At 44.2% G+C, this 26,431-nt stretch carries 27 protein-coding genes; all 27 read left to right on the forward strand.

What is annotated here, in order from left to right:
* The first annotated feature begins 139 nt into the window (after positions 1-139).
* Positions 140-865 (forward strand): response regulator, encoded by a 726-nt coding sequence (locus tag ACFQ03_RS15045; protein WP_144934292.1) that lies wholly within the window; start codon positions 140-142, stop codon positions 863-865.
* A gap of 53 nt (positions 866-918) precedes the next feature.
* On the forward strand, positions 919-1,317 hold the full coding sequence (locus ACFQ03_RS15050; RefSeq protein ID WP_379289148.1) for a glycosyltransferase family A protein: 399 nt from the start codon (positions 919-921) through the stop codon (positions 1,315-1,317).
* Positions 1,318-1,344: 27 nt separating this feature from the next.
* A complete protein-coding gene (locus ACFQ03_RS15055; protein ID WP_379289150.1) occupies positions 1,345-3,198 on the forward strand; it encodes a DEAD/DEAH box helicase in 1,854 nt (617 codons plus the stop codon).
* Between the two features lie 252 nt (positions 3,199-3,450).
* Positions 3,451-3,984, forward strand: coding sequence for a ComF family protein (locus ACFQ03_RS15060; protein ID WP_379289152.1), 534 nt, complete (start codon positions 3,451-3,453; stop codon positions 3,982-3,984).
* A 214-nt stretch (positions 3,985-4,198) separates the two neighbouring features.
* A complete protein-coding gene (locus ACFQ03_RS15065) occupies positions 4,199-4,615 on the forward strand; it encodes a TIGR03826 family flagellar region protein (RefSeq protein WP_379289154.1) in 417 nt (138 codons plus the stop codon).
* An 81-nt stretch (positions 4,616-4,696) separates the two neighbouring features.
* Positions 4,697-4,981: a flagellar biosynthesis anti-sigma factor FlgM gene (flgM, locus tag ACFQ03_RS15070; RefSeq protein WP_379289156.1), complete on the forward strand. Its 285-nt coding sequence runs from the start codon at positions 4,697-4,699 to the stop codon at positions 4,979-4,981.
* A gap of 26 nt (positions 4,982-5,007) precedes the next feature.
* The gene (locus tag ACFQ03_RS15075; RefSeq protein ID WP_379289158.1) at positions 5,008-5,505 is read left to right on the forward strand and encodes a flagellar protein FlgN; all 498 of its coding nucleotides are present in this window, start codon (positions 5,008-5,010) and stop codon (positions 5,503-5,505) included.
* A 17-nt stretch (positions 5,506-5,522) separates the two neighbouring features.
* Complete coding sequence (gene flgK, locus ACFQ03_RS15080; protein WP_379289160.1) at positions 5,523-7,106, forward strand: flagellar hook-associated protein FlgK; 1,584 nt, start codon at positions 5,523-5,525, stop codon at positions 7,104-7,106.
* Positions 7,107-7,132: 26 nt separating this feature from the next.
* On the forward strand, positions 7,133-8,029 hold the full coding sequence (gene flgL / locus ACFQ03_RS15085; RefSeq protein ID WP_379289162.1) for a flagellar hook-associated protein FlgL: 897 nt from the start codon (positions 7,133-7,135) through the stop codon (positions 8,027-8,029).
* Positions 8,030-8,045: 16 nt separating this feature from the next.
* Positions 8,046-8,615 carry a DUF6470 family protein gene (locus ACFQ03_RS15090; protein ID WP_379289164.1) on the forward strand — a complete coding sequence of 190 codons (570 nt, stop codon included), beginning with the start codon at positions 8,046-8,048 and terminating at the stop codon, positions 8,613-8,615.
* A gap of 71 nt (positions 8,616-8,686) precedes the next feature.
* Positions 8,687-9,136 carry a flagellar assembly protein FliW gene (gene fliW / locus ACFQ03_RS15095; protein ID WP_379289166.1) on the forward strand — a complete coding sequence of 150 codons (450 nt, stop codon included), beginning with the start codon at positions 8,687-8,689 and terminating at the stop codon, positions 9,134-9,136.
* Between the two features lie 2 nt (positions 9,137-9,138).
* Positions 9,139-9,375, forward strand: a complete 237-nt coding sequence (gene csrA / locus ACFQ03_RS15100; protein ID WP_379289168.1) for a carbon storage regulator CsrA — start codon at positions 9,139-9,141, stop codon at positions 9,373-9,375.
* 204 nt (positions 9,376-9,579) lie between these two features.
* On the forward strand, positions 9,580-10,383 hold the full coding sequence (locus ACFQ03_RS15105) for a flagellin N-terminal helical domain-containing protein (RefSeq protein ID WP_379289170.1): 804 nt from the start codon (positions 9,580-9,582) through the stop codon (positions 10,381-10,383).
* Positions 10,384-10,458: 75 nt separating this feature from the next.
* Positions 10,459-12,330, forward strand: a complete 1,872-nt coding sequence (locus ACFQ03_RS15110) for a glycosyltransferase (RefSeq protein WP_379289172.1) — start codon at positions 10,459-10,461, stop codon at positions 12,328-12,330.
* A 21-nt stretch (positions 12,331-12,351) separates the two neighbouring features.
* Positions 12,352-13,413, forward strand: a complete 1,062-nt coding sequence (locus tag ACFQ03_RS15115; protein WP_379289174.1) for a glycosyltransferase — start codon at positions 12,352-12,354, stop codon at positions 13,411-13,413.
* Between the two features lie 21 nt (positions 13,414-13,434).
* Complete coding sequence (locus ACFQ03_RS15120; protein WP_379289176.1) at positions 13,435-15,768, forward strand: CDP-glycerol glycerophosphotransferase family protein; 2,334 nt, start codon at positions 13,435-13,437, stop codon at positions 15,766-15,768.
* A gap of 9 nt (positions 15,769-15,777) precedes the next feature.
* Positions 15,778-16,167 carry a glycerol-3-phosphate cytidylyltransferase gene (gene tagD / locus ACFQ03_RS15125; RefSeq protein ID WP_379289178.1) on the forward strand — a complete coding sequence of 130 codons (390 nt, stop codon included), beginning with the start codon at positions 15,778-15,780 and terminating at the stop codon, positions 16,165-16,167.
* Positions 16,168-16,301: 134 nt separating this feature from the next.
* The gene (locus ACFQ03_RS15130; protein WP_379289180.1) at positions 16,302-17,414 is read left to right on the forward strand and encodes a glycosyltransferase; all 1,113 of its coding nucleotides are present in this window, start codon (positions 16,302-16,304) and stop codon (positions 17,412-17,414) included.
* A 101-nt stretch (positions 17,415-17,515) separates the two neighbouring features.
* A complete protein-coding gene (locus ACFQ03_RS15135) occupies positions 17,516-17,905 on the forward strand; it encodes a flagellar protein FlaG (RefSeq protein WP_379289182.1) in 390 nt (129 codons plus the stop codon).
* A 29-nt stretch (positions 17,906-17,934) separates the two neighbouring features.
* Positions 17,935-19,449 (forward strand): flagellar filament capping protein FliD, encoded by a 1,515-nt coding sequence (fliD, locus tag ACFQ03_RS15140; protein ID WP_379289184.1) that lies wholly within the window; start codon positions 17,935-17,937, stop codon positions 19,447-19,449.
* Between the two features lie 20 nt (positions 19,450-19,469).
* Positions 19,470-19,868, forward strand: coding sequence for a flagellar export chaperone FliS (gene fliS, locus ACFQ03_RS15145; protein WP_379289186.1), 399 nt, complete (start codon positions 19,470-19,472; stop codon positions 19,866-19,868).
* The gene (locus tag ACFQ03_RS15150; protein ID WP_379289188.1) at positions 19,861-20,202 is read left to right on the forward strand and encodes a hypothetical protein; all 342 of its coding nucleotides are present in this window, start codon (positions 19,861-19,863) and stop codon (positions 20,200-20,202) included. The genes fliS and ACFQ03_RS15150 overlap by 8 nt, the downstream gene beginning before the upstream one ends.
* A 300-nt stretch (positions 20,203-20,502) precedes the next feature.
* Complete coding sequence (locus tag ACFQ03_RS15155; protein ID WP_144934259.1) at positions 20,503-20,700, forward strand: cold shock domain-containing protein; 198 nt, start codon at positions 20,503-20,505, stop codon at positions 20,698-20,700.
* Positions 20,701-20,850: 150 nt separating this feature from the next.
* Entirely contained in the window at positions 20,851-21,402 is a 552-nt protein-coding gene (hpf, locus tag ACFQ03_RS15160; RefSeq protein WP_144934257.1) for a ribosome hibernation-promoting factor, HPF/YfiA family, read from the forward strand.
* A gap of 225 nt (positions 21,403-21,627) precedes the next feature.
* Positions 21,628-24,135 carry a preprotein translocase subunit SecA gene (gene secA / locus ACFQ03_RS15165; RefSeq protein ID WP_150959398.1) on the forward strand — a complete coding sequence of 836 codons (2,508 nt, stop codon included), beginning with the start codon at positions 21,628-21,630 and terminating at the stop codon, positions 24,133-24,135.
* A 103-nt stretch (positions 24,136-24,238) separates the two neighbouring features.
* A protein-coding gene (gene prfB, locus ACFQ03_RS15170) for a peptide chain release factor 2 (RefSeq protein ID WP_144934253.1) occupies positions 24,239-25,364 on the forward strand; the annotation gives its coding sequence in 2 pieces (ribosomal slippage) (positions 24,239-24,310 and positions 24,312-25,364; 1,125 coding nt in all).
* 151 nt (positions 25,365-25,515) lie between these two features.
* Positions 25,516-26,409, forward strand: coding sequence for a YitT family protein (locus ACFQ03_RS15175; RefSeq protein WP_144934352.1), 894 nt, complete (start codon positions 25,516-25,518; stop codon positions 26,407-26,409).
* The last annotated feature ends 22 nt before the right edge of the window (positions 26,410-26,431 follow it).

The raw sequence follows: 26,431 nt of genomic DNA on the forward strand, positions 1-26,431 counted from the left end.
GCCACTACGGTCTGATAGGGATGCAGGAACGGATCGACTTGCTGGAAGGGAAAATCGACATTGAGTCGAAAAAAGGCGAAGGCACCAAAATTACAATGCTGATTCCGATTAATCCTGAGCAAAGGGAGGAATGAAATGGATGGTCATTACCGAAAACCCTAAGAAAACCGTTAAGCTGCTGCTTGCTGACGACCATCAGCTATTTCGTGAAGGTGTCAAAAGAATTATCAATATGGAAAGCGATCTCGAAGTCATTGGAGAATGCGGGGACGGTATTCAGGTCATCGAGCTGTGCAATTCGTTAAATCCGGATATTGTTCTAATGGACATTAATATGCCGGTAGAGAACGGAGTCACCGCGACCCAAAGATTGAAGGAAATTTTTCCATCGATTAAAGTAATTATCCTTTCGATTCATGATGATGAAAGCTATGTTTTTGAAACTTTGCGGAAAGGGGCTTCCGGTTATCTGCTGAAGGATATGGAAGCTGAATCTCTAATCAATGCAATCCGATCCGTCGTTTCTGGACATGCCTATATTCATCCTAAAGTAACCGGTAAACTGATTAATCAGTTGCGGCGCATGACCTACCTGGAAGATAGCGGGAATTCCTCGGACGGTTCCGTAGTTAATGAAGCAGGGGTCAAATATATTCATTCACCTAATAGTCCGCTGACGCGGAGAGAAGCGGAAGTGCTTCGATTAATGGCGGAAGGCAAGAGCAACAAGGCAATAGGGGAATTTTTATTCATTAGCGAGAAAACAGTAAAGAACCATGTGAGCAGCATTTTGCAGAAATTGGAAGTGGACGATCGTACCCAAGCGGTAATCATTGCGATTAAGAATGGCTGGGTAACGTTGTAGGAACCCGATTGCTCATGGCGGCATATACTATCTCCATAAGGAGGGTAGCCGCTATGGGGATTGGGTTGCTTTTTATAGGCGGAGTTTATGGGGCCGCTGTTTTGGTTGTCCACCTGGTCTGCTATTTCCAACAACAACGAGGAACGTCGAAGGTTACGAGGTTTATTTTCACTACGAAAAATAATGCGAACTTAATAGAGTGGTACTTATATTCCTTAGTATTTACTTCCTGGTTGAGGGGACGCCAAATTAAGGTTGCCGTATTCGACGATGGTTCGACGGATGAAACGCTGGAGATTGCCCGCAGGGTAAGAAGGAGCCGGGAGGATTTAGAAATCTATGAATCTGTCGCCGGTTTTGAGGAGTACATTCGGGCTCACCAGGAAGAGACGCTTCATATCGTATCGTTGCAGCAAAGTACGCAGAAACCATTAACAACCTTGCGTTGGTAAACGCTTACGTGGAAAAGGAAGGAATTCATGAAAGTAACTGTATACTCGGTTCAAATCCAGGGAGAATGGAGATGGAAGCTCTCGCTGGATTTTCAAATGGATGTCTCTTATTGGTTAGGCGGGCAAGGCCGTAGGGCAAATCGTTTGATTCGAATAGAGCCGGAGCTATCTGTTGGACAGGCTGCCTGGTTGATAGAGAATTTGTCGAATCAGCCGATTTCCCTTCATCAGCTTTCCTCCGCTAAGGAGGAGTTGGAGCGCCGAATCCGCAAGGAACCTGTAGGCTTGCAAATAAACCCTATTCAATTTCAGCTAATAGAAAGCGAAGAAAATGACGAAATAATAGATACGGAGATTCTTCAAATAACCAAGAAAGCGGCAGGACGGTTGCAGGGCCGGTCTCTTTTGTATGAAGAGATTCAGTCGTTGCTTGGCTACGATAATCTATTATTGGGAAAGAGGGAGCTCCGCCGCGCTATTCAGTTGGCTTATTTGCAGGGATGGATCTTGTTGGGAAATGGGATGGATAAAGTCGTTCGAAGGAAAGGCTGGAAAAAAACGCTGGGCTACCGGTGCAGAAGATGCGGAACCGATGAAAGCCGGATGTTCTGGTCCGAATGTCTCAACTGCGGACAGCCCTGTCCGTACTGCGAAGAATGTCTCAACATGGGACGAGTCCGGTTCTGTTCTTTATTTGTTCAGGGTATCCGGGTGCAAGGCAGCCCATCTGCATCGGATGATACGGTGCCTCTGGGAGATCAATTGAAGAAACACCTCCAGGAACGGTGGGGTCTAAGCCCGGCTCAAACGGAAGCCTCCTATGCCGGATTAGATTTTCTAGCATCACGATCAAGTGCTAGAAAGCATTCCAGACAACCGGAGGACAATACGTTCCTGATTTGGGCCGTCACGGGAGCCGGGAAGACGGAGATGATTTTTCCATTAATAGAATATGAGCTCCATCGAGGCCACCGGGTGCTGATAGCTACTCCGCGCAAGGATGTTGTATTGGAATTGATGCCAAGAATCCAAGCTGCCTTTCCCGAGTATTCCCTCGTCACGCTGTACGGTGGGAGCCCGCAGAAGTGGGAGCAAGGAGATATTACTTTGGCAACCACCCATCAACTTCTTCGCTTTCACGGATATTTTGACATGGCCATTATCGATGAACTCGATGCTTTTCCGTATCATAACAATCCCATGCTACAGTACGCGGCGCGCAAAGCCTTGGCTGAGCAAGGAAGAACGATATTCCTCTCAGCAACCCCTCCTCCACCGATGCAAAAGGCCGCAGCCCGCAAAAAGCTTCCACATGTCAAAGTACCTGTTCGATATCACAGACACCCGCTTCCTGTCCCGAACCTTATTCGAATGAAATCGGTGGCTTCTTGTGTTCAGAAGCAGTCGCTGCCCGCAAATTTGCTGAAGGAACTGCAATTATCCGTAGAAAGAGGGGCTCAGCTGTTTATCTTCATCTCGAAGATTAAATGGGTCGAGCCGCTAGTGAAGCTGTTGAGAGAAGCTTTCCCGAACATTGTGATCGAGGGGACCTCCTCCATGGATCCTTTTAGAGCGGAGAAGGTCATCCTCTTCCGTCAGAGCAAGATCAGAATGCTGGTGACAACGACCATTCTGGAGAGGGGAGTAACGGTTCCGCGGACCGATGTATTTATTCTGAATGCGGATGCCGAATTATTCGATGAAGCTTCCCTTGTGCAGATGGCCGGACGAGCTGGAAGATCGAAGGATGACCCAGACGGAAGGGTATTCTTCGCGGCGGAAGACAGAACCCGCTCCCAGATCGGGGCAATTCGCCAGATAAAGCAGATGAACCGATTAGCCATGTCCAAAGGGTATCTTCTTCAAACGAAAGGGGAATGAACGATGCCGCAAACTCCCGTTTCATCCTTCCGCAGCAAGCTAAAGGAGTGGATCCACAAAGCCGGAGGAATTTTGGCGCCTCCATTTGAGGTATGTTCTTATTGCAGGTCTCATACTCGTGCACAACCTAATGAGCTGGGGTTGTGTGAAGCTTGTTTTAGTCAAATCCCATGGATCATCAATGTTGAATGTGATCGTTGTGGAAGGGCGGAACAGTGTCCGGATTGTACTCGGCGTCAACAGACTTATTTTGTGAGAAATCGAAGTGCTGTAAAGTATGACACCGTGATGAAGGACTTGCTGGCGCTGTACAAATACCGGGGAGATGAACGGCTTCAAACCATTTTTTCTACGATGCTGGTTCATGCATTTCGCCTTCTTCTCCAGAGCGAGAAGCTGTCGAGTGAAGATTTCCATTGCATTACATATGTTCCGGTGAATGAGGAGCGTCTGGAGGAACGGGGATTTAATCAAGCGGAGAGGTTTGCGACCGGGCTGGCGGACAAGCTTCGGCTTCCCGTCCGGTGTACGCTTATACGTACCCGCAACACTCCCAAGCAAAGCTTTAAATCGAGGCAAGAACGGTTATCCGATCTGCAGGATGCTTTCGCCCTTCATCCGTCCGTGTACAATGATCCGTTATGGCTGGACAGTCCTTCCCAGAGGCCAATTAAAATTATATTGGTAGATGATGTGTATACAACCGGAAGCACCTTGAATCAATGCAGCCGGCTATTAGCTTCCTATAGGAACGCACAAGTATATGGTTTGACCTGGGCCAGATAGCATCGGGAGTTTGAGGGGAATCGGCAGATGGCCTAATCTGCAAATCTTTATCATAGTATATACGAACAGCTATACAAAGACGATAAAAACCGATAAACTATTTAAAAAGCGAAATTAGACTAAGTTAAAGCTGATTTAAAGAAACCTTGATCCGATAGATGGTTATCAGGACGAGAGTTAAGGGAAGGGTCGTTAAGGATGGGAGGTTGCTTCAATGGGATTGAACGTTGATAATTGTCCCCGCTGCGGCAAAATCTATGTGAAAAATTATAAAGACGTATGTCCGTCATGCATCAAAGAAATTGAAAAGCAGTATGAGACTTGCTATAACTATTTAAGGGAGAACCGGAAGGCCAATTTACAGGAGCTGCATGAGGCTACGGAAGTCCCCTATAAGCAAATTATCAGGTTTATTAAAGAAGGCCGGATATCGATTCATAATATGCCTAACATGTCTTATCCTTGCGAGGTATGCGGAACGATGATCCGCGAACATACGATGTGCGACTCCTGCCGTAGAAGGCTGGTGAAGGACATTCAGCATACACTGGCGGAAGAGAAGGAGAACGAAGACAAGGAGGCAGGGATGGGATTTAACATACAGGATCGGCTCAAGAACCGTTTTAAATAAATCTAAACTATGAAGTATTTCGTGCCGATAAAGAGGGTGAAGGGTTTATCGGCTTTTTTTATTTGCAAATGAGGTGAGATTATGAAAATTAACGATATACAGCGCATAGGAGCGATCAATCCTTATCAGAGGAATCAGAACGCCTATGCCCAAATACAAGCGGGCAAGAAGGGCAAGCCGAAGGATGAAGTTCAGATTTCACCTGAAGCGAAGGAGCTCTTAAGCTCCAGGACCGAGCCGGCCTCATCGGAGGTCAGCGAAGCCAGGAAGAAGAAGGTGGAGGATCTTAAGAACGCCGTATCTACCGGGACGTACCATGTGGATGCAGGCAAGATAGCGGAGAAGCTCTATCCTTATATTAAATAAAGCTTTATGGAGATCAGGTGAACCTTATGGCAATAAAGCAGTTAGTTCATGTATTGAACAAGCTGGACGAAATTCATGCCCTGCTTCTGGAATCCGGTGAACAGAAGAAGCAAGCCCTCATTCGGAATGATGTCGCCGCCCTCAACCAATTGGTTCATAACGAGAACAAGTTGATTAAACAGATCGGTCAGCTTGAACAGCAGAGAGCGGTTGTAACGAACGATTTTCTGTTGTCCAAAGGATATAAGCTTAATGATCGGATTACGGTAACCGAAATAGCCAAGCTCATATTTAATGCGGAGGAGAAAGGGATCCTGTTGGAAGCCCAGGAGCGGCTTGTGAATACACTGCATCAGCTTAAGCGGCTTAATGAAGTGAACCAGGAGCTGGTGAAGCAATCTTTGGCCTTCGTTGAATTCTCCATCGATGTTATGTCGGGCTCCGAGGAAGACTGGTCCTATCGGCATCCCGATCAAACAGCGTCTAAAATACAGAGATCAGGACTTTTTGACACAAGAGCGTAAAGGAGGTTGCCATCAACATGAGATCTACATTTCATAATCTGGAGACGATTCGCAGAAGTTTGTTTACCCACCAGACCGCATTGTCCACAACCGGGCATAATGTGGCGAACGTAAATACCCCGGGATATTCCAGACAAGTTGTCAATATGAGGACGTCCTTGCCGTTGGAACCGGTAGGAATGCAGCGTACGAACATTCCGGGACAATTGGGGACCGGGGTAGAGTTTGATTCAATTACCCGGGTGCGTAACCAGTTTCTGGACGACCAATTCCGCAATGAAGTCAAGCACTATGGAAGCTGGTACATACGGGCAGACGCACTAAGTAAACTTGAGGGGATCGTTAACGAGCCATCCGATACCGGATTAAGAACGGTTATCGATAAGTTCTGGAAATCATGGAACGACCTGGCCAAGGATCCCGAGAATCCGACAGGACGCAAGCTGGTTAAGGAATCGGCGATTGCGCTCGCGGATGCCTTTAACTTTGCCAGCAAGCAGCTCAAGGATCTTCATGCGGATTTAACGAGCAGCATTGAAGTAAGGGTAACCGAGATCAATTCTCTGGCTGAGGGCATTGCCAGTTTGAACCGGGAAATTCAGAGGGTTGAGGGGCTAGGTCATAATGCCAATGACTTACGGGATCAGAGAGATTTTCTGACGGACCAATTGGCGCAAATCGCCAACATCCAGGTTCAGGACGGCCCTCAAGGGTATACCATTGATTTGGCCGGGGCTAATTTGGTTCAATACAACAATGTGACTCCGACGACTGCTGCTAATTTGGAAGCGGCTTTCGCTTCCGGAGCGCTGAACGGCGGAGAGGTTCACGGGATGATTGTTTCCCGCGACCGGTATGTTGCTGACTATCTGAATCAATTGGACCAGCTTGCCAATACGATCGCAAACGGAGAAGTTACGATCACCCTTCCCGAAGGATCCGTGCTTCCGAATAATACGACCGTTAATCGAGTAATGCCGGACGGTTCAGTGCAGCCGGTTACTCTGACAGGTGCCAACAGAGAGATCGGTCCGGGCGGGATGAAGATTGTCGTCAATGGGCTTAACGGCTTGCACAAGCTTGGCTATACGCTAGGTGACCCGATTCAGACAGGTGGAGATTTCTTCACCTCCAAGGATGGCGGGCCGATTACAGCGGAGAGCTTCCAGCTCAATCCGGATATTGCCGCTAACCCCGAGAAAATTGCCTCCTCCCTACGGACGGATACATCAGGCGGAAGCGAGAAAGTGATCAAAGGGAACAATACTCTGGCTCTGCTGATGAGCGGCTTGCGAGAAGCCTCTTTTCAATTCGGGACGGGGGCCAATGCCTCTTCCGGTTCGATAGACGAACATTATCGCTCCATTGTAGGGCAATTGGGTGTTCAAGCCCAGGAAGCGAACCGTTACCTGGATAACCAGATTTCGAAGGTGGCCCAGATTGATGGGGGCCGGCAATCTGTCAGCGGGGTATCCATTGATGAAGAACTGGGCGACATGATTCGTTTCCAGCATGCTTATACGGCCGCAGCGCGGATGATGACGGCTTTCGACGAGATGTTGGACAAGGTGATCAACGGCATGGGAGTCGTTGGCAGATAACAGTTTAAGATGAAGGAGGGAATGGAATGTCCTTGAGAATTACACAAGGCATGATGAATACTCAGCTCATGCGCGACCTGAATCGGAACCTGGGCCGGATGCAGAAGCTGCAGGAACAAATGAACAGCGGCATGAAAATCAACCGACCGTCTGACGACCCGGTAGGAATTACCTACGGCTTGAGATACCGGAGTGAGCTGTCCACCAATGAGCAGTATAAGGAAAATGTCAATATGGCAAACTCCTGGCTTGAATTTTCCGACAAGATGCTAACTCAGACCGAGAACGTATTTCACAGATTAAAGGAATTAACCATTAAAGCATCGACAGGAACTAATAATGAGGGAGCACTGGATGCGATCAAAGTAGAGGTAGAGGAGCTTAGAGAGCAATTATTAGATATCGCAAACAGTAAATTAAACGGGAAATATGTGTTTAACGGGCAGCTTACCGATCAGCCGCCATATACGTCAGCCAACGCAGCCAACGATATAACAGATGACCGTCGAATCCCGTTAACGCTAGGTGCTGAGGTCCAAGTTCCGATTAATATTTCCGGAAATGAGATTTTTGGCCAACCCGGAGCGGATGATAACGCCTTTAAAATCTTTGACGATTTGATCACTGCACTAGGTGACAAGGATTTCGCCGCGATCTCTGCAACGCTGGACAAACAGGAGCAGAGGATGGATGAAGTTCTGGCGATGCACGCCGAGATCGGAGCCAGAACCAACCGTGTAGATTTAATTGAAAACCGGCTTAAGGATTTAGGTCTGAATTTGGAGTCCATGCAGTCTAAAGTTGAGGATGCCGATTACGCAGAGTTGATCATCAAATCAAAGATTAACGAAAGCATCTACAACGCCTCATTGTCTGTGGGGGCAAAGATTATTACCCCCAGCCTGGTGGATTTCCTGAGATAGGAAGGGCTGATTCATTTTGATTCCTTTTCCATCTATACAAATACGCCAACAGTTTGGCAAAATCGGAATAGATGCTGATTTGGGCCAGTATACGATCCGACAGCCTAAAGCCACTATGGAGATTCAAACAACTCCGTCACGCTTGGACATTGAGAGCCCACCTATAGAGTTTGGGGTCGATCAGAACCGAGCTTGGGATGCCATCAATGGAGGAAAATTTGAGAGGTTCAATAATCGGATTTATTCCCAGATGCAGGATATTTGGCTTGAAGGGATCGCCTTGATGGTGGAGAAGGGCAACCGGATGGCAGCCATTCATATGAATACGAATGCGATAGCGGATACGGCAGCTGCTGCTCAAGAGAATCACGCAAAGATCCAATATTTTGGTCCGGCATCCTTTGATAATGTTGATGTTTATATCACAACACATAAACCTGTCATACGTGTAATAGAAGGTGGAATTGATGTTTACTCCCATCCGAACCCTCCTGAAATTGAGTACGAACGTGGAAAGCTGGACATTTACATGCAGCAATATGCCCATTTGGAGATTATCCCTCCGCAATTGGATACCAGGGTGTAATGAAGCTATAGTATAAGCTATAGCTTCTTCTTGTTTAGAAGAGTACAATCATGAACGAGAGGAGATCAATAATGAAGATCACAACCAGCCGATTTGGAGAATTGGAAATTGAAGAGAATAGCATTATTCATTTTTCCCAAGGAATTCCCGGATTTGAAGACTTGACGGAATATGTGTTGATTTACCCCGAGGATTCTCAGCCCTTTGCTTATTTGCAATCGTTGGAATGGGGCGAATTGGCGTTTATTGTTACAGACCCTTTTCTATTTTATCCTCAATACCAATTCGAGATTTCGGATAGTCTGAAGGAAGAACTGCAAATAGCAAGCAAGGAAGACATTAGTGTGTGGTCTATCGTAACCGTTACGGACCAACTCCAGGAGGCCACGATTAATTTGTTGGCACCCTTGATCATTAACGAAAGAGTGAAGAGTGCAAAGCAATTCGTCCTTCATAATACCCTATATAAAACAAAACATCCGCTGCTGCCAGCTGAGGAAACGGATGGAGGGGAGAAATAGCCATGCTCGTTCTAACCCGTAAAAAAGGCGAGTCCATTATGGTGGGCGATCAGATAGAAATCGTAATTCTGGGAATGGAAGGCGATTCGGTGAAAGTCGGAATTGTTGCCCCCAAAGAAGTGGAAGTTTATCGCAAGGAAGTCTATCAGGCCATTCGTCAGGCTAATACGGAAGCTTCCTCCAGCCAAATCGATTTATCCGAGTTGAAGAAAATGTGGAATGGGAAGCGGAGCAATTAGGAGGTAAATACAGAAAAACGCCAGGTAAAAGGCGGATATCGGGTGTTATATTCCAAAAATGGCCGAATTAGGCGTTATATCCTCTTTACAAAGAGGCCTAAATAACTCGATATATGTTATAGAGCCTGTTACCGGGGCGGCCGACCTGGTAATCGGAAATCCACAAGGACGTGGATAAACAACACTTCAAGGAGGAAGTATACAATGATTATCAACCACAATATTACTGCATTGAACACCCATCGCCAAATGGGCATGAACAACCTGAGCGCTGGTAAGAACATGGAGAAGCTGTCTTCCGGTCTTCGCATCAACCGTGCGGCTGACGATGCGGCTGGACTGTCGATTTCCGAGAAGATGAGAGGCCAAATCCGTGGTATGGAGCAAGCTCAACGCAACTCCCAAGACGGAATCTCTCTTATCCAAACCGCTGAAGGTGCTATGAACGAAGTATCCGCTATGCTTACCCGTATGAAAGAGCTTGCGGTTCAGAGGGAAAACGGTACTTACAATGCCCAGGATAAGGCTAACATCGATAAAGAGTTGACAAACCTAATCGAGGAAATTTCCAACATTCAAGATAAAACGTCTTTCAACGATATTAAGCTGTTGAATGGTTCCGCAACTACTATTGATATCCAAATTAACCATGCTAATGGCGATAAAATGACTATGACAATGGTTAATCTTGCAAATGCAATGGGTTCGATTAGCCTTGGAACAATCAGTGTCGGTGAAGCTACAATTTCCAATATTGACGCGGCTATCGACAATATCAGCGCCGCACGCGCACAGCTTGGTGCATATCAAAACCGTTTGGAACACACGGTTAATAACCTTGGAACTACCTCTGAGAACCTGTCTGCCGCTGAATCCCGGATTCGCGATACGGACATGGCTAAAGAAATGGTGGCTCTGTCGAAGAACAACATTCTTCTGCAAGCTTCCCAAGCTATGCTGGCTCAAGCGAATCAGCAGCCGCAAGGCGTTCTGCAATTGCTTCGTTAATCCGATTTTCAATTATAGAGACCTTAGCTTTCTAAGGTCTCTTTTTTCAATCAATAGACGAATGAGGTATCAATAATGAGCAGGCCTAGTATTTCTTTATGTATGATTGTCAAAAACGAAGAAAGCTGTTTAGAGAGTTGTTTGGAAAGTGTTCAAGGTCATGTAGATGAAATCATCATAGTAGACACGGGGTCAACAGATAGAACGGTGGAGATTGCCGAGTCTTTTAATGCCCGTGTTATATATCATGATTGGAAACAGGATTTTGCTTCCGCGAGAAATGAGTCTATAAAGTACGCTACAAAGGAGTACATTCTGCAATTGGATGCGGACGAATACCTTGATGATCGAACGGATTTTGTAAAAGCGCTAGCCAGTGAACTTGATTTTTATTATGTAAATATTCGCAATTATAAAACCGACGGACTATCCGTTGCTCATAAAAGCGTCAGGCTTTTCAAAAGGAGACCTGATTTTATTTTTGTAGGTAGGATTCATGAACAAATAGATGTTAATCAACCAAATGTCCGCGGTGGAAGTGCAGATGTATTAATTCATCACACAGGTTACACCGAGGACGTATATAAAGAGAAGAATAAACACAAACGTAACATGGATATTCTCATCCAAGAGGTTCAACAGAATCGAACTGGATTCAATCTATATAATTTGGGAAACCAATACGCTCAGGAAGGAAGCTATGGGAAAGCCCTTTCAGCGTTTCAAGAAGCATTTGGTTTGGGAAAGGACCGTACATATATACCTGATTTGCTATCTCAAATGGTGATCTGTTTAACACATTTGAAACGATATGCAGAGGGAATTCGTTTAGCTAATGATGCCATTGCAGTATATCCGTCACATGCTGATCTTTATGCCGTTCAGGGAAATTTGTATAAGCAAATGGAGCATTATGAAGATGCATTAATATGCTACAAACATTTTTTGGAGATAGATGAAAGTCAACCATCTGCCTATACCAAAAGGGTAGAGTCTTTCTTGGTAGAGTATTTAGCAGCACAGGTACATATGGAATTAGGAGAGGAAGAAGAAGCGTATCAAGCCATCTTAAGGTCCTTGTCGCTAAATAGAAATTACTTACCTTCTAAGATGATGCTGGTTAAATGGCTGCAATGTCGACATAAGTCGGGCATAGAGATTATTTCAACCATAAATTCTTCTAATTCAAGTGATTATAACACCGTGTTTTCTTTGCTATATAACACGAGACATCCTGATTTATTGCAAATTATTAAGTCAGGCAGTTTTAATCTGGAACCTTATGTGAAAGCAGTTGCTTGCCTATATGCGGGTGAATATGAAGAGGCACGAAAGCTATGGAATCAAATCGGAGAAGTTAATAAAGATAACGGCAAAGATGTTTTATTACTAGGCGTCTTGACACAGGATCTTCGATTATTACAGATGTCCAGAGATGTAATCAATCTTAGTGATAAAGAATTTAAAGCTGTTAAGTCTATTATGTACAAAGAACCGCTTCAAGGTTTGGTTCCATCCTCTTCATTGCAGGCGTATTTGCTGGAGCTTGGCCGAGGATTCATTTTGGTGCAAGAATATGACTGGTTTGAATACTTGTCTACCCAGCTGAGCGGAATATCGATCAGGTATAGGTACCTCTTCTCAAAGCTTATGCACGAATATGGCTTCTCGGAGGCAGCTGTAGATTTAATCCTTCCTGGATTGCGTACAGAACCTCATAACCCTGATTTGCTGCAATTGCTTGGAGATATTTGCAGGAAGTACGGGAACGACGAGGACGCACTAGATTGTTACAAAGATCTCGTTAGGGCAAGGCCGGATATGGGTTCTTATACGAGGCTGATTCGATTATTGAAACGTCGAGGCGATAAAGAGAATGTACATAAATATAAGCGGGAAATGAAAATGATGTATCCTTTGTCCAATTGGGCGGCTATGGGGGATTAAGAAGGAAGGGGAAATCGTGTTGTGAAAAAGCTCTCGCTAGTCATGATTGTTAGAAATGAAGAGAAAAAGCTGGAGCGTTGTCTGAAGAGTGTACAAGGGTCAGTGGATGATATCGTCATTGTGGACACCGGTTCAGATGATCGCACGTTAGAAATAGCGAGAACTTATCATGCTAAGTTGTTTCAATATCCATGGAACAATCATTTTGCCGAAGTGCGAAATTATGCTTTAAGCAAATCGACGGGAGACTGGAATTTAGTCTTGGATGCGGATGAATGGGTAACTAAAGGAAATCGTCAGCAGCTAAATAATTTTATGGACAATCAACAAGCCATTGGCCAAATCCGAATTACCAGCTCATTTTTTGATGGAGCTGATAGCTTCGCTCACTGCTACACTTCCCGTCTCATTCCCAGAAACGTTTTTTATAAAGGAAAGATCCACGAACAGATTGATTCTACTCTCCCCCGTATAAATTGTGATCTGGAAGTGGCACATGACGGGTATTACAGGACCGACAAATCGGAAAGAAATTTATCTCTTCTGCTGAGTGAAATTCAGGATTATCCAAGGGATCCTTATTTACACTACCAAACTGCCAAAGAATACTACCGAATATCGGACTATGAAAATGCAAATAAACATTATGCCCTTTCGTACTCCTTCTTAAGTGGAACGGAAAGTTATTACCCTAATGTGGTGGTAGATTATTTATATAATATTATGAAGTATGGAAACATGCAGAAGGGATTGGAAATAGTTCAATCGGAAGAATCAAGGATAGGGGATTTTCCGGACTTTTATTTTGTATGCGGTCTGTTCTATATGAACCTGGTATCCAGCGATATAACCAAGTACATTTATCTGTTCCCCCAAATTGAAACCAGTTATTTGAAGGCACTTGAGATAGGCGAAACCTCCGAATATCTCACCGTAGAAGGAACGGGCAGCTATGCGGCAGCCTACAATTTAGGAGTATTTTATGAAACAACGGGGAATAGGGAAAAAGCATTCAGGTATTACAAAGAAGCTGAGAAATATAATTATGAACCTGCAAAAAGGCGGTTAGCAGACATTTCTTAATACGGATTAGGTGGTGGGATGATGATGACAAAAAAGCAACGTATAGTGTTAGTTAGTCAAACGTACTCTGGATGTAATTCGAGGGCTTTATACCAGTCATGCCCGAGAAATATTCAAGAGAAATATGAAGTCAGATTAATAAATGAACCGCCGTATCTAGAATACGATCAGGATGTCAGAGACAGCCATGTAGTCATAACTACACATGCAAATTATCCCTTTAATAAGGAACAAATAAATATAGACTTGTGGCATGGATTTCCTTTGAAAGGAATGGCAAATATGGACAGTGGGGATCCCCGGAGTCCAGAACAGCTATTAAAGCATTGGAATGACGTGGATATTATTACATCCTATTCTGCAATGTTTAATACTCTTTTTAATGCTTGTATTGGAACTAAGGTTAATAAATATCAAATAACGGGTGCTCCTCGTAATGACTATTTGTACACAGATGTGGGAAAAAGGAATTTGAGTACAATTTTTAAAGAAGATTTTGAAAATAGCAAAGTAATCTTTTATATGCCAACTTTTCGAAGCGTCTCATTTAATAGCATGAAAAAAGAAGGGAATCGTCATTGGGATAATTTATTCAGTTTCAATACATTTATTATGGAAGAATTCCTTAATTTTCTGGAGAAGAACAATTTGCGGCTTGTTGTAAAGCTGCATCCTGTTGAAGAAGGTGTTGTACGGGAACATTTATTGAAAATCGGTTGTGAACGTATTCATGTTTTAACTGATAGCGTATTGCAGCACAATAATATGGATTTATATCAATTACTAAATGGTTGTGATTTACTAATAACAGACTATTCCTCCGTTTATTTTGATTTCTTACTCTTAAATAGACCTATAATCTTTGCCCCCATTGATTTAAACGAGTACAAACAAAGCCGAGGGTTCTTATTAGAACCATACGAGTCGTGGACCCCGGGTCCTAAAGTTTATGCGCAACATGAATTGGAAGCAGAAATACTAAGAAGTCTAGGTGATAAAGATTACTATATTAATGAACGGGAACAATTAACGAAAATTGTACATCATTATCAAGACGGCCAAGCAAGTAAAAGAATATGGTCGATGATTGAGAATCTAGTTGATTCAGTCGCATCCTCATCCAACAAGCAAGAAGAAATTCAAATTGAATTGGACACAATAAAGAAAAGACTGAAAGAGGAAATTAAACTGCTTATTGAAAAAGGACAGACAACAGAAGCGAACAAAATATTGGAAGAGTGTGAACAAACGATTGGCCTCGACCTCGAAATGATAACTATGAAAGCCTCAGTTTTATTTATTGAAAATAAGCTTGATGAGGCCTTGAATGTATTGGAAAAAGGATATTTTATCGATAAAGAACATTTCGATATTCTATACAATCTTGGATATATAAATCATTTTATGCAGAGAAACGATTGGGCGATTTATTACTATAGTAAGGCATTAAAATATTGTAAAGATACAAATTTGCAGAAAGATATTGAAAAAAGTATCCATGCCCTTAAGTCTGCATTTCCCCGTTCGCAGGCATTAAAAAAAGTCCTTATTGGAAGCCCGGTACACCAAAAGCCTGAAATACTGCAGAATTATTTGGAGTCCCTAGAAGAGTTGAACAAAGAAGGGGTAGCCGTAGACTATTTCTTTGTGGATGACAATAACGATCATCTATCGTCGGGCAAACTACAGACTTTTGCTGAGAGCAATAATGTATTTATACTAAGTTCTTTCCACAAAGATCAATATATTTGCGATAATAACACGCATCATTGGAACACGGACCTTGTCTGGAAGGTAGCGGAATTTAAAAACGACATCATTGAATTTGCCATTTTTAATGACTATGATTATTTGTTTTTAATCGATTCCGATTTGGTCTTGCACCCAAAAACTTTGAACAAGCTGATATCGGCAGAAAAAGATATAATATCCAATATCTTTTGGACAAAATGGACGGATGATGTCCAGATAGAATTGCCTCAGGTTTGGCTGAAAGATAACTACACCTTATACTCTTTTAATGCGAAAGAAAAATTAACTCAGTCCGAAATCAATCAAAGGACGGCGGAATTTATTGGGAAATTGAGGAGGCCGGGAATATATAAAGTTGGAGGGCTAGGCGCCTGCACGTTGATTTCGAGGAAAGCACTTGAGGCGGGAGTTAATTTTAGTGAAATACCAAACATATCGTTTTGGGGTGAAGACAGGCATTTTTGTATTCGAGCTGAAGTCCTTGGATTTGAATTATTTGTAGATACCCATTATCCGGCGTTCCATATCTATAGGGAAAGTGATTTGGAAAAGGTGCCAGCTTTTAAGAAGAATAACAAATTAGAGGAAAGTACTGAGAAGTGAGAAGAAAATATGATCAGAGTTATTACTTATGGTACTTTTGATTTGTTTCACTATGGACATATTAACCTTTTGAGAAGAGCTAAAGAATTGGGAGATCATCTTACCGTTGGCCTTTCCACCGATCATTTTAACAAAGTCAAAGGGAAGCTATCCCACTTCAACTATGAAGAAAGAAAACAACTTTTGGAATCAATTAAATATGTAGACCGGATTATACCGGAAAATTCATGGGAGCAGAAGATAGAAGATATAAAAAAGTACCAAATTGATCTTTTTGTGATGGGAAGCGATTGGAGCGGCAAATTTGATATTCTTGAGAAATATTGCAAGGTACGCTATTTGCCAAGAACGAACGATATTTCCTCATCATTGTTAAAAGAGATTTTTAATAAAGCATAACGCTCGATTTTGTAACTATAACTAAAGCTGTACAAATAGTACTTTAGCAACACACCGAAACAAGACTACATTGATCGGCCCTGCCGCTTAATACTTTTGTTGACGGGATGTACAAGGCATTAAGGAGAGACTAAATGATGATTAGCGTGATAATGCCAGTATATAATTCACAGCCGTTTTTACATAAAGCAATTAATAGTATTCTGAATCAAACAATGGGGAATTTCCAGCCAATTATTATAAATGATGGTTCAACCGATAATAGTGAAGAGATCATTTTAGCTTATAATGATTCAAGAATTCAGTATTACAAACAGGAAAATCAGGGAGTGGCCGCGGCTAGAAATAAGGGGCTTGAGCTTGCCGAGGGTGATTTTGTAATCTTTCAGGATTCAGATGATATTTCCCTTCCTATGAGGTTTGAACGATTGATGAGTGGCGTTGGAAATGAAAATATCGGAATTGTTCATTCCGATGCAATGTTAATTAATCAGGATGACATGTCTATTGGTTATTGGCATGCTCATAATATAGACAGATCAAGCCTTTTGCGATTTTTCATTAAAATTGGTTCCCCTATTATCGGTCCAACGATAATGGTTAGACGTCAGGCACTTACTGATTTTAGTTATGACACCTCTCTTTCTATAGGAGAGGACAATAATATGATCTACCAGATATTAAAAAATTGGGAAGATAAACATATTTCCGAGCCTCTATATTTATATCGAAGACATACAAGCAATACTACAAAAACCCAAATAAGTTCATTACATTTAATCAAGCTTATTAACTCACACTCCCTTATTGAATTAGTACCCGAATTAGATTGGGAGAACGCAGATCATGCTGAAAATGAGATTGCTGCATGTGCAATCATCTCCACTTTTTTATTTAAAAGAGGAGCGGTAGTTGAAGCGAAGGAACTGTTAAATAATGCACTGTTAGCAAGCAAAGGAAAGAATGTTCAAATATTCGTAAGCGCTCTTGCCAAATTAGTATTGGGACAATATCAAGATGCCTTGGATTTACTTGAAAGGTATAAAGAAAAGGACCATATTATAGTGAATTATATAGGCGAGTGCTTGGCCTATATGGGACAAATAGATTTGGCAAAAGAGCATTTTATTGAATCCTTGCATTTAAAGCCTGACTACACTGAACCGATAGATAATTTAAAAAGCGTGGGCGGGATAAGAAACATGAACCTGCTTGACAGATCTTGGGAGAAATTCAGAAGAAAATAAATTATAGCTGTTGTGACTGCGTTTTTTGCAAACCCCTAACACATTAACCTCATTTAACCGATATATTCAGTAAAATGTATATCTTTCAGGAGGTAAACTTCATGGCCTCTAACATGCAAATTAATCCGGTCGGGTCTGTTAAGGGGACATCCTATTCCCAAGAAAGAAACTTGGAATCGGATCCATCCACAAGGGCTAACTCGGATCAGTTGAGGAGAATTAAGAGTTTACATCAGGCGGAGCTTCAGGGGGAGAAGATCTCCATTAGTGACGCTCAATTAATGAGAGCGATTGAACGGGCGATCAAAGCGATGGAAGGCCCCCATACGATGTTTGAAGTATCCGTCCATGAGAAGACGAATGCTGTAATGGTTAAAGTGCTGGACCGGGATTCCGGAGATCTCATTCGGGAGATTCCACCGGAGAAAACGTTGGATCTGGTAGCGAAAATGATGGAGTTTGCGGGCATCCTGATTGACGAGCGCCGCTAATGCTAACGATGAAATGGAGGGAATAAAGCATGCGAATTAGTGGTTTTGCGTCCGGAATGGACATAGACGCTATGGTCAAAGAATTGATGCAGGCTCATCGGAAGCCGCTGGATAAATTGACTCAACAGAAACAAACCATAGAATGGCAGAGAGAAAAGTATAGGGAGATAAACTCGAAGTTAGTCGATTTTCGTAACAACAAGCTGTTTAATCTCAATATGAACAGCACATTAGGTGCCTTAAAATCTACGGTAAGTGGCAATACAGCAGCCGTGTCTGCTAAGGCAGTATCTGGTTCCATGGCAGGCTCTTTAGAGATTAGGGTGGGCAGTCTTGCTACTGCGGCAAGAATATCAGGTGGTAGTATGGATGCCGATGTAACGGCTGAAACTGTAATTGGCGATAAAGCTGGAAAATTAATCGTAAATGATGTGGAGATAGAGATTAGCTCTGAAGATACCATTCAATCTGTCGTCAATAAAATAAATAGCAATAAGGATGCAAAGGTGACGGCATTTTTTGATTCTCAAACGGGGCGCATGTCTTTAGTTTCTAAGGAAACGGGAGCCATCAACGACGATGGCAAAATTAAGCTGTCTGATGATAATAATAAATTGGTGGATTTCTTTAAATTAAACGCAGGCTCATCCGACTCTGTTGCAGGTACGGATGCCTCCGTAACGATAAACGGCATAGAAACTACTCGTTCCAGCAATACCTTTATGGTTAATGGCGTAGAAATTACACTTCATGCGCCAACACCTGATGGGGCACAATCTTCCATAGTAACCACTTCCATGGATACTGATAAAGTAGTGGATACTATCAAATCTTTCATTGATGACTACAACTCTCTGCTAAAATTATTGAACGATACGGTGGAAGAGAAGAAGTATCGCGACTTTCAACCATTAACCAGCGATCAGAAAAAAGAATTGAAGGAAGATGACATTAAACGCTGGGAAGAGAAGGCCAAGAGCGGCTTACTTCGAAACGACACCATTCTGAAAAAGATGATCACTGATTTGCGGCTGGATATTATGTCCCCGGTAACCATCGGTAAGGATGCTGAGGGCAATGACATCAAGATGATCCTGGACGACATTGGGATAACGACGGGCAGATGGGAAGATAAAGGAAAGCTGGTACTTAAGGACGAAGCTAAATTAAGAGAGATGCTCGAGAAGAATCCGGAGGATGTCATTGCCTTATTTACTTCAAAAGGAACACCGGATGCGGAAGGCAATACGCCCAAGAACACACAGGGAATATTCCAAAAAATGTACGATGATGTAAAGGTGACACTCGATTCTTTATTTGATAAAGCGGGGACCTCCAGATTTTCCAATACACTGGATGATCCACTGAATGAGGAAAGCATTATCGGTAAAGAGTTAAAAAACCTGGATAAACGAATTTCCGATACCAATCGTAAATTATTGAACCTAGAGAACCGATACTATAGACAGTTCACAGCAATGGAAGTAGCCATAAACAAATTCAATGCCCAGTCCGGTTTCCTGATGAATGCCTTCGGTGGATAATAATTGAAGGAGTGACAACCATGATTTCTACGCCTCAGAATAAGTATTTGAATCATACCGTTCAGACGGCGACTCCTGCACAGCTTCTGATCATGCTGTATGATGGCTGCATCCGCTTCTGCAAGCTGGCTATACATGGTCTGGAACAAAATGACCTCCAGATTGTCAACACCAATCTGGTCAAGGCGCAAGCCATTATTAATGAATTAATTGTTACTTTAGATATGAACATTGCCCTATCCCACGATTTACGGCAGATTTATGACTACTGGAATCGTCGTCTAATCGAGGCAAATATGAAAAAGCAAAAGGAGCCCGTTGAAGAAGTGCTCGGGTTTCTTAATGAAATGAAAGAGGCTTGGGTTCAAGCGGCCAAAAGTATAAATGCGACTAAAACTACAGGCGGTTCATATGGATAAACTTATTAATGAACTAGATGCCCTAACGATGCGATTTGTGGACAGAATGGATCAGGCAACCTATGAAGAGGTCGAGGAATTTGTTGAAAATAGAGAAAAGCTGGTTTTAAGCATTCAGCAAAAGTGGAGTGCGGGAGAGAATCCTGATGTCGAACCTTATAAGAATAAAGTGGCGCGCATATTAAGCTACGACTCGGCGATTACCGCGGTTATTCACAGGCTAAAGCAAGAAGCGGAGCAGCATTTGGGGAAAACAGCACAAGCCAAGATGCAAAGGACTGCTTACGAACCTCATTTTACTCCGGATGCTTATATGTTCGACCAGAAAAAATAACCATTTCAAGCGTACCGTTGGAGAAAATCCGGCGGTTATTTTTTTTGCATATACTCCCAATCCAAGCCGAGATATACACACAACAGGTTATCCTCAGCCTGTGGATAATGTGTATAACTTTGTGAATAACTAATGAAAATAAGTTTTCAGTCTGTGTATAAAACCGTTAACGAAATGTGAATTGTGTATTTTCTGATAATTGTGCTCAATTGTATATTATTGACAATCTCTTGAAGCGAGTGGTATAGTCAAGGTGTGAATGCGTTTCACATTCAATTGAATAAGAAGGGAATGTTTCGAATGCAAGGTAAAGTAAAATGGTTTAACGCAGAAAAAGGATACGGTTTCATTGAAACAGAAGAGGGCGGGGACGTATTCGTACATTTCTCAGCAATTCAACAAGAAGGCTTCAAATCCTTGGACGAAGGACAAGCCGTAGAATTTGATATTGTAGAAGGCGCTCGTGGGCCTCAAGCAGCTAACGTAACCAAACTGTAATTTATCCGGCTGCTTGCCGATATCTCATAAAGAAGGTTACTTTGGTAGCAATTTCTACCCCGGACATCCCGGGGTTTTTTCGTGTTCTTATGCTTTGAAGTATGGCGTAAAATGGATTATAATAGGAATTAGAAGGGAGGAGTTGTTACCATGAAATATAACATTCGCGGCAAGAATATTGAAGTGACCAATGCATTAAGGGAATATGTTCAGAAGAAGCTGGACAGGCTCGAAAGGTATTTTGAGCAACCCGTCGCTTCTGAGGCCAATGTGACCTTGAGTGTGGTCAAAGACAAGCAAAACGTGGAAGTAACGATCCCTCTAACCGGCGTATTGTTAAGGGCTGAGGTCCGGGGAAGTGACATGTATGCTTCCATCGACCTGGTCGTGGACAAGCTGGAACGACAAATCCGCAAGTATAAAACAAGAGTAAACCGTAAGCTCCGCCAAGAAAGCGGAATGAAGAACTATTTTATCGAGGATTCCGAAACTCAAGCTGTTGCACAGGAAGAAGAGGAATTTGAACTCGTTCGTACTAAGCGTTTTACTTTGAAGCCGATGAATGTGGAGGAAGCCATTCTCCAGATGAACATGATTGGCCACAGCTTCTTCGTCTTCTCCAACTCGGACGACTCCGAGAATGTAAATGTAGTCTATCGGCGCCAAGACGGCACCTACGGGTTGATCGAACCTGCCAGATAACCGTTTTCCCAATGCCTGGTCCTCTTATGACGGATCGGGCTTTTTTTGATATACCATATCCAGGAAATATTCAGGACAAGGGCCTTATTACATCCGGTCTTCCTATGCAGTCATTATGTAATGGCGGCCCCTTTTCTTTCCTGTTCTTGCGGCTTTAAGAGCAAACTGTTACAATTTCTGTATACTTGTCTTTTGTGAATTTTCACTGTTGAAAGGGGCAAACCCATGCTAGGACTTGTTAAGAAAATATTTGGCGATTCAAACGAACGTGAAATAAAAAGAATGCTCAAGACCGTAGAACAGATTAATCAGATGGAGCCTAAGTTCGAGGTGCTGTCCGATGAACAGCTGCGGGCTAAGACCGACGAGTTCAAAGAGCGGCTGGACAAAGGGGAAACGCTGGATGACCTGCTACCTGAAGCTTATGCGACCGTGCGGGAGGCTTCCAAGAGAACTTTGGGCAAGCGGCATTTTGACGTCCAGTTAATTGGAGGCATGGTTCTGCACGAAGGACGCATAGCGGAGATGAAGACCGGGGAAGGGAAGACATTGGTGGCTACCCTGCCGGTTTATCTTAATGCTCTGTCCGGTAAAGGAGTCCATCTGGTCACCGTCAACGATTATTTGGCGACCGTTGGTTGTGAGGAAATGGGTAAAATTTATACCTTCCTGGGTATGACCGTCGGGCTTAACCTCAATAATATGGACCATGCTCAGAAGCAGGCGGCTTATGCCTGTGATATTACTTACGGGACGAACAACGAATTCGGCTTCGATTATCTCCGCGATAACATGGTTCTGTATAAGGAACAGATGGTCCAGCGTCCATTGAATTTTGCCATCATCGATGAGGTCGATTCAATCTTGATTGACGAAGCCCGGACCCCTCTGATCATCTCGGGGCAGGCGGCCAAATCGACAGATCTGTATTATGCAGCTGACCGGTTTGTAAGCGGACTGAAGGCGGAAGAGGACTACACCGTAGATATCAAGATGCGTTCCGTTACTTTGACCGAAGAGGGCGTAGCCAAGGCGGAAAGAGCCTTCGGCATCGAAAACCTGTTTGACCATCAGAATGTCACGCTCAACCACCATGTCACGCAAGCTTTGAAAGCACATGTAATAATGAAGAGAGATATCGACTACGTCGTTCAAGACGATGAAGTCGTTATTGTCGATGAGTTTACGGGGCGCCTTATGACTGGCCGACGCTATAGCGAAGGACTCCACCAGGCTATTGAAGCGAAGGAGAAGCTTAAGGTTCAGAATGAAAGCATGACCCTGGCGACTATAACCTTCCAGAACTATTTCCGCATGTATCAGAAGCTGGCGGGAATGACCGGTACGGCCAAGACGGAAGAAGAGGAATTCAAGAAAATTTACGGCCTTGATGTTATTGTCGTCCCGACAAATCGTCCGATGATTCGTAAAGATATGCCGGACGTAGTCTATAAATCCATCAACAGCAAATTTAGGGCAGTGGTGGATCAAATAGTAGAGCGGCACAAGAATAAGCAGCCTGTGCTCGTAGGTACCGTATCGATCGAGAATTCCGAGCGCCTGTCGGATATGCTTAAGAAGAAGGGCGTGCCTCATAAGGTTCTGAACGCGAAATATCATGCGGAAGAAGCGGAAATCGTCTCTCGGGCTGGTCAACCCGGTGCCGTAACGATTGCCACCAACATGGCGGGACGCGGAACCGACATCTTGCTCGGGGAAGGAGTAGCCGAGCTTGGCGGTCTGCATATTATAGGTACGGAAAGACACGAGAGCCGCAGGATTGATAACCAGCTTCGTGGACGTTCCGGACGTCAGGGAGACCCAGGCTCCTCTCAGTTCTTCCTGTCACTCGAGGATGAATTGATGCGCCGTTTCGGTGCAGAGAATATTATGGGAATGATGGACCGGCTCGGGTTCGAGGAAGATCAGGAAATCGAAAGCCGCCTCATTACGAAGGCTATCGAATCTGCGCAGAAACGCGTGGAAGGCAACAACTTCGATGTGCGCAAGATCGTCCTGCAGTATGACGACGTCATGAACCAACAGCGGAATATTATCTATAAGCAGCGCCGGGAAGTGCTCGAATCGGAGAATATCCGTGAGATCACTCTTAATATGATCTACCCGGTCATCGAGAGAATAGTCGAAGCACATTGTCCGGGCGACCAGGTTCCCGAAGAATGGGATTTGCAGGCCGTTGCCGATTATGCCAACGCCACCTTCCTCAAAGAAGGAACGCTTACTTCAGATGAGCTGTGGGGCAAAGAGAAGGAAGAAATCATTGAGTATATTAAAGCCAAGGTTCTCGAGCAGTACGAGGAAAGAGAACAGGAAATTGGCCAAGAATATATGCGCGAGTTTGAGAAGGTCGTTGTGCTTCGGGCAGTGGATAGCAAGTGGATGGACCATATCGACGCGATGGACCAGCTTCGCCAAGGAATTCACCTCAGAGCCTACGGCGGAACAGACCCGCTGAGAGAGTATCAATTCGAAGGGTTCGAAATGTTCCAACAAATGATCGAGAGCATTCAGGAAGAAGTTGCTACTTATATAATGAAAGCTCACGTCGAGACGAACCTCGAAAGAAAGGCCGTGGCTGAAGGTCAGGCGGTCAATCCGAGCGGTGAGCCTCAAGCTAAGCGGCCTGTGGTTAAGAAAGAGGATAAAATTGGCCGCAACGACGCTTGTCCTTGCGGAAGCGGGAAGAAATATAAGCAATGCTGCGGCAAGTAAGCGAATTTCGTCAGCATAAACTATCCAGACACTGAACAGCCCGGTATCAGCCCCATGGATACCCCAATAACAACGATGACTAATTATGAAAGAGGTGTATGCTATGATCGACAGCAGTTGGAAGCATAGCTTGAAAGAAATGGCAAGGCGAATACTTGAATTACGGGGGTCTCTTTGACTTAGATTACAAGCATGAACAGATTGCCGATTTCGAGGAAAAGATGAGCGCCCCCGATTTCTGGGACGATAATGAGCGTGCTCAGAAGCTGATCGCCGAGCTCAATGCGGTCAAGGATGTGGTGGCCGAATTCGAAGCTCTGTCCAAAGAATACGAAGACCTGGAAGTTATGATGATGCTGGCCGAAGAGGAAAACGATGAGGGCATGCTCGAAGAACTCGAGGCAGGCGTTGCTCAACTTGAGGAGAAGCTTCAGAACTATGAGCTTCAGCTTCTGCTCAATGAGCCTTACGACCGGATGAACGCTATTCTCGAGCTTCATCCGGGGGCCGGCGGCACCGAATCCCAGGATTGGGCGGAGCTGCTGCTCCGGATGTATAGGAGATGGGCGGAGAAGCACAACTTTAAGGTCGAGGTACTGGATTATCTGCCTGGAGACGAGGCTGGGGTGAAGAGCGTCACTCTGCTGATTAAGGGCTACAATGCTTATGGGTATCTGAAGGCCGAGAAGGGAGTTCACCGTCTGGTCCGGATTTCGCCTTTTGACGCGTCGGGAAGAAGGCATACTTCTTTCGTATCCTGCGACGTCGTTCCGGAAATCGATGATGATGTGGAGGTGGGGATCCGCCCAGAGGAGCTGAAGATCGATACGTACCGCTCCAGCGGGGCCGGAGGCCAGCACGTCAATACAACCGATTCCGCGGTCCGGATTACCCACTTGCCTACTGGAATCGTGGTAACCTGCCAGACGGAACGGTCCCAGATCAAGAATAGGGAACGTGCGATGAAAATTCTTCGCTCCAAGCTTTACGAGAAGAAAATTGAGGAACAACGTCAGCATTTGGCGGAAATTCGTGGAGAGCAGCGGGAGATCGGCTGGGGAAGCCAGATTCGTTCCTACGTTTTCCACCCATACAGTATGGTTAAGGATCACAGGACCCAAGCGGAATCCGGAAACATTGGAGCAGTCATGGACGGAGAAATCGATTTTCTGATCGATGCCTATCTTCGCCACCAGATTGACAAGAAACCGGATCGGGAATCGACATAAACCTAACATCTATGTAACATCCTACACATAAATGAAATGTGTAGGATGTTTTTATGCAGATGCGAAAGAGCTGTCTTAAGCGATTTATAAAGAGGTGGGACTGTTGAGCAGGGACAATGACAACAACAGAGAAGGAAATCAGGGGAGAGGGATGGAAAGAAGCGGGGGGTCAAATAAAAATAGAGACAGATTCAAATCCCCGGCTCTTTCCGCTCCTTCGCTGATAACAGAATACGTACTGCTGTTCATCGGTGCTTTCATTATGGCTCTTAGCTTTAATGTGTTTCTGAACCCGAATCAGGTCGCTTCCGGCGGGGTTGCGGGAATATCGACTATCGTTCAGCATGTAACGGGTATCAAGCCAGCTTTCATCCAATGGACCCTTAATGTCCTGCTTTTTGTCGCGGGCTTTAAATTTCTGGGTCGGGATTTCGCCATTAAAACCGCAATCGGCACGGTAGCGTTTCCCTTATTCGTGCTTCTGACGGAAGGAATGCCTTCTCCGACAGATAACGTGCTGCTGGCGTCCTTATACGGAGGGATTCTGACGGGGATCGGATTGGGGGTCGTCTTCAGGGCCAGGGGATCGACAGGAGGATTGGCGCTGGCTTCCCAACTAATTCACCGTTATACAGGCCTCAGCCTGGGAGTAGCCGTGGCTTTGCTGGATGGACTGGTAATATTGACGGCCGGCCTTGTTTTTTCTCCCGAGAAGGCTCTGTATGCCTTGATCGGACTGTACGTCACGAGTAAAACGATCGACCTTATCCAATCGGGCTTTAATTTCTCTAAAGTAGCCTTCATTATATCTAAGGAAGTCGACAGTCTATCCCAGGCGGTGCTGGTCGACCTAGACCGTGGCTTGACCAAGCTGCAGGGGCTGGGGGGCTATACGGGTGATGAGAGAATGGTCCTCATGGTCGTCTTGAATCAATCTGAAGTCTCGCGGTTAAAGACCATTGTCAAGACGGTAGACCCGAATGCATTTGTCATCATCAGCGATACTAAGGAAGTTTTGGGAGAAGGGTTTAAAGTGAACGGCTAAATATGTAAAATAGAAGGGTCGA

This window comes from Paenibacillus residui (assembly GCF_042677205.1).
Taxonomy (GTDB): Bacteria; Bacillota; Bacilli; order Paenibacillales; family NBRC-103111; genus Paenibacillus_L; species Paenibacillus_L residui.